4 protein-coding genes and 1 tRNA gene are annotated in these 4,531 nt (G+C 44.1%); 4 read left to right on the top strand and 1 reads right to left on the bottom strand.

Translation table 11 applies throughout. The annotated features are described in order from the left end of the window. The first annotated feature begins 260 nt into the window (after positions 1-260). From HMPREF9074_RS05680 to HMPREF9074_RS05670, 3 genes are all read left to right on the top strand, one after another. Complete coding sequence (locus tag HMPREF9074_RS05680; protein ID WP_009390908.1) at positions 261-1,322, top strand: RluA family pseudouridine synthase; 1,062 nt, start codon at positions 261-263, stop codon at positions 1,320-1,322. 69 nt (positions 1,323-1,391) lie between these two features. Then, the gene (pheS, locus tag HMPREF9074_RS05675; protein ID WP_009390909.1) at positions 1,392-2,414 is read left to right on the top strand and encodes a phenylalanine--tRNA ligase subunit alpha; all 1,023 of its coding nucleotides are present in this window, start codon (positions 1,392-1,394) and stop codon (positions 2,412-2,414) included. A 205-nt stretch (positions 2,415-2,619) separates the two neighbouring features. Beyond that, the gene (locus tag HMPREF9074_RS05670; protein ID WP_009390910.1) at positions 2,620-3,525 is read left to right on the top strand and encodes an ABC transporter ATP-binding protein; all 906 of its coding nucleotides are present in this window, start codon (positions 2,620-2,622) and stop codon (positions 3,523-3,525) included. A 78-nt stretch (positions 3,526-3,603) separates the two neighbouring features. Here HMPREF9074_RS05670 and HMPREF9074_RS05665 read toward each other — a convergent pair. Then, positions 3,604-3,674 (bottom strand) — tRNA-Gln (locus HMPREF9074_RS05665). Positions 3,675-3,880: 206 nt separating this feature from the next. On the opposite strand from HMPREF9074_RS05665, the gene HMPREF9074_RS05660 reads away from it, so the two are divergent. After that, entirely contained in the window at positions 3,881-4,513 is a 633-nt protein-coding gene (locus HMPREF9074_RS05660; protein ID WP_009390912.1) for a GNAT family N-acetyltransferase, read from the top strand. Positions 4,514-4,531: the final 18 nt, after the last annotated feature.

The following is a 4,531-nucleotide window of genomic DNA, read 5'->3' as shown; positions in this document are numbered from 1 at the left end:
ATAAACATCCCCCCCCTTTGCACATACTCCGCTGCGCCAGCTCGCGGACTTCCTTCAAAGGGGGAGATGTGACGGTTAGCAGGACGGGGAGATGTGATGGTCAGCAAGACGGGGAGATATGACGGTTAGCAGGATGGGGAGACGTGACGGTCAGCAAGACGGGGAGATGTGATGGTTAGCATACACGAAAATCAAAGTATGATGTTCGGGTATGAGTTCCCCCTTTTGAAGGGGGATAGGGGGATGTTGGAAATAAAAATATGAAAAATATAGACGAATTAGAAAATATAGATGATATAGACGAATTAGACGAGTTAGATGAAGAGGGGAGTCCCTCGATGTATGAGCATTACTCGTTTAAGGCGGGGAAAGGGCAGGAACCGCTGCGCGTGGATAAGTTTTTGATGAACTTCGTGGAAAACGCTACTCGCAATAAGGTGCAACAGGCGGCTAAACAAGGGAATATATTCGTAAATGGTCAGCCGGTAAAATCTAATCATCGCGTGAAAGCTAACGATGAGGTGAAGGTGTATTTTGCGCATCCGCCTCACGAAGATTTGTTGATACCCGAAAATATACCTCTGCAAATAGTGTATGAAGACGATAGTCTGCTGGTGGTAAACAAGCCGGCGGGTATGGTAGTACATCCTGGACACGGCAACTATAGCGGTACCCTTATTAATGCGCTGGTCTATCACTTTGAAAACCTGCCTAACAACAGCAGTAACCGTCCTGGGTTGGTGCATCGCATCGATAAAGATACCAGCGGACTGCTGGTTATCGCTAAGACCGAAGAGGCTATGCTGCACCTGACTCAGCAGTTTTTTCACAAGACTACTGAACGCGAATATATAGCCCTTGTGTGGGGCAATGTGGAAGCTGATGAGGGTACGGTGCGCGGGCATATAGGGCGGCATCTGAAAGATAGGCTACAGATGGATGTTTTCCCTGATGGGTCGCACGGCAAAGAGGCGGTGACGCACTACAAAGTGTTGGAGCGTTTTGGGTATGTGACCCTCGTGTCGTGTAGATTAGAAACAGGGCGCACCCACCAGATACGGGTGCATATGAAGCACATAGGGCATACGCTCTTTAACGATGAGCGCTACGGAGGCGACAAGATACTGAAGGGGACGACCTTTGCCAAGTATAAACAGTTTGTAGACAACTGTTTTAGCGTATTGCCGCGCCAAGCCTTGCACGCCAAGACCTTGGGTTTTGAACACCCTGTGAGCGGTGAGTACCTGCGCTTTGACAGTGAACTGCCTGCCGATATGCAGGCGTGCATAGAAAAGTGGCGCATATACAAATCAGCAAATTAGTTTTGGTACTTACATATTTTTATAGTATTTTTGCCATTTAGAAAAAAGAAAAGAACTTGCATTGCAGTTATGATAATTGATAAAATAAAAGAGCATATCGCTAAGATTGAGGACTTTAAAGTTCAGACTAAAGAAGAACTTGAGCAATTGCGCATTCAATACCTCGGCAAAAAAGGGGTGCTGAATGAGTTTTTTGCTGCTTTTAAAGAAGTGCCTGCTGCCGAAAAGAAATCTTTTGGGCAGGTACTTAATGAACTCAAACAAAAAACAGAAACTAAAATACAAGAAATACGCGACCTTTTGGAGCAAAAAGAGGAGCGCAAAGGGGTGTATGCAGACCTTACCCGTCCGGCATATCCTACTCCCTTAGGGGCGCGTCACCCTATTTCGTTAGTGAAAAACGAAATACTGACCATCTTTGCTAACATAGGCTTTGATGTGTCGGACGGGCCTGAAATAGAAGATGATTGGCACAACTTTACTGCCCTGAACTTGCCTGAATATCACCCAGCTAGGGATATGCAGGACACTTTCTTTATACAAACGAATCCGGATATACTGCTTAGAACGCATACCAGTTCGGTGCAAATACGCTATATGGAAGGGCATCAGCCGCCAATACGCACTATTTCGCCAGGGAGGGTGTTCCGCAACGAGGCTATCTCGGCGCGTTCGCACTGTCTTTTTCACCAAGTAGAGGGGCTTTATATCGATAAAGACGTATCGTTTGCTGACCTTAAACAGACTTTGCTATACTTCACCAAAGAGATGTTTGGCAAGTCGCGCATACGCTTACGTCCGTCATACTTCCCTTTTACCGAGCCAAGTGCTGAGGTGGATATTTATTGGGGGCTGAACAATGAGGTGGATTATCGCATCACTAAAGGTACCGGTTGGCTTGAGATAATGGGCTGCGGAATGACAGACCCTAACGTATTGAAAAACTGCGGTATAGATAGCGATACTTATAGTGGTTTTGCCTTTGGTATGGGAATAGAGCGCATTGCGATGTTACTGTACCAAGTGGGTGATATACGTATGTTTTACGAAAATGATTTGCGCTTCTTAGAGCAGTTTAAGAGTGCTTATTAATAACATCCCCCCCCTTTATATAAACATCAGTATATAAAACATCCTCTTATATAAACATCCCCCCTTTATATGAACATCCCCCCAGCCCCCTTCAAAGGGGGAGATGGGACGGTCAATATACACGAATATCATAATTGTATATCATACTAATATCATACTTATATATCATACTAAAGCTATTGGATGTAAAATTGAAAAATAATTAATGCTAAAACTTGATCATATTTCATACGCTTATGATGGCGGGCAGTCGATTTTGAAAGATATATCGTTTGTACTGCCTCAGGGCGAGCATTTGGCAGTGATGGGCGAAAGTGGCTGCGGGAAGAGTACGCTGCTGAAAGCTATCTATGGGCTTATAGATGTGCAAGGGAGTATATACTTCTGCGAAAACCGCGTGTGGGGGCCTTCGCGTCAGTTAGTACCCGGTTATGCTGCGATGAAGTATTTAGCCCAAGACTTTGGCTTAGGTCCTTATCACACCGTGGCTGAAAATGTCGGTAAATTTGTGTCGAACCTCGACCTTGATTACAAGAAAGAACGCGTGGCAGAACTCCTCAGTTTAGTGGGTATGCAGGATTTTGTTCAGCGCAAAGCCTTAGACCTTAGTGGGGGAGAAAAACAACGCGTAGCCCTTGCTATGGCACTGGCTCAAGAACCCCAGCTGCTGCTCTTAGATGAGCCTTTTAGTCAGGTAGATAATTTTAGGAAGAACGAATTACAGCGCACGCTTTTTGCTTACCTTAAGGAGCGCGGCATTAGTTGCGTAGTGGCTACCCACGATGGTAAAGAGGCTCTCTCATTTGCTGATAAAACTCTTATAATGAAAGGCGGGGAGTTATTGCATTTTGGCGATACGCTAACTGTCTATGCGCAAGATACTGATTATTACACTGCTTCGCTCTTTGGCGAGGTAAGTTGGCATAAAGGTAAGCTATTGAAGCCTCATCAGATACACATCTGTGCCCACTCTGACTGGCAGGTTACTGTACAGCAGCACTACTTCCAAGGGATACAATATCTTATAGAGGCAACTTCAGAAGAGGGGAAAGTTTATTTCTACAGTTCAGAATCTATAGCAAAAGGAGAAGTTTGTAGTTTAGAAAGTTAATTTTTTTAGTAGTAGGCAGCTTTGCGCTGTTAGACATAAAAAAAGCTCTTCAAGTTTGAACCTGAAGAGCTTTTTTCGTTGGTCTACTAGGACTCGAACCTAGAATAACAGAACCAAAATCTGCTGTGTTACCATTACACCATAGACCAATCTTTTTGCATTTTTGCGGTGCAAAGGTACAGCTATTTTTTTAATCTCCAAATTTTTAAGCGTATTTTTTTAAGAAAAAATTTAAGTAAAAAAGCTAACTTATTAATAATTAGTGTATTGATGTTTTTTGGGAGTGTAATTTTTTTTGAAGTTTCAGTAAAGTTTTGTATATTTGCCCCTCTATTGAGGTAAAAAACAATTATTTATGCAATTACATTTCAGACAGGCTACGGCTGCTGATGCCAGATGTGTAGCCCACCTCCTTACCGATGCGTTTGCCAATTATAATATGTATCGCGCTGTGCTAAATCGGTTTTTCTTTTCGGATAGTCAGTATATCGATTATCTGAACAAACTGCACTACGTACAGGCGATGAGCAATATTCGCAAAGGGTACTGCTTGCTGGCTGAGCACGAAGGTACCCCCGTAGCGGCGGCTGTGATGCAGCATTTGGGTAAAACTCACATCGGCTTATGGGACTACTTGCGCTCGGGTGCTTTTGCCCTATGGCAATACGCGAAACCTACGAAGCATTTTTTGCCTTTTCTTGACCAAAGCAGCGAGCAGGCGAAAAACAATGCACCTGAAGGGACGTGGTACTTAGAGAGTTTGGTGGTAAGCCCCGAATGGCAAAGCAAAAAGGTAGGCGGTAGGTTTATAGACCAAGGTATAGTGCCTTTTATAGCCCAACGCGGGGCTACCCAACTGCGCTTGGTGACCAATACGGCTATGAATGTGCATTTCTATACCCGACACGCTTTTCGGCAAACGGACTACCGCAAGATACAAGAAGTAGAGGTATGGACATTGCAGCGAGAAATAGCACTTGAAGAGTAAAAAATGTGGAATTATTTT

The organism is Capnocytophaga sp. oral taxon 329 str. F0087 (assembly GCF_000213295.2).
GTDB classification, from domain to species: Bacteria; Bacteroidota; Bacteroidia; order Flavobacteriales; family Flavobacteriaceae; genus Capnocytophaga; species Capnocytophaga leadbetteri_A.
This window is presented reverse-complemented; position numbering and strand designations above follow the sequence as displayed.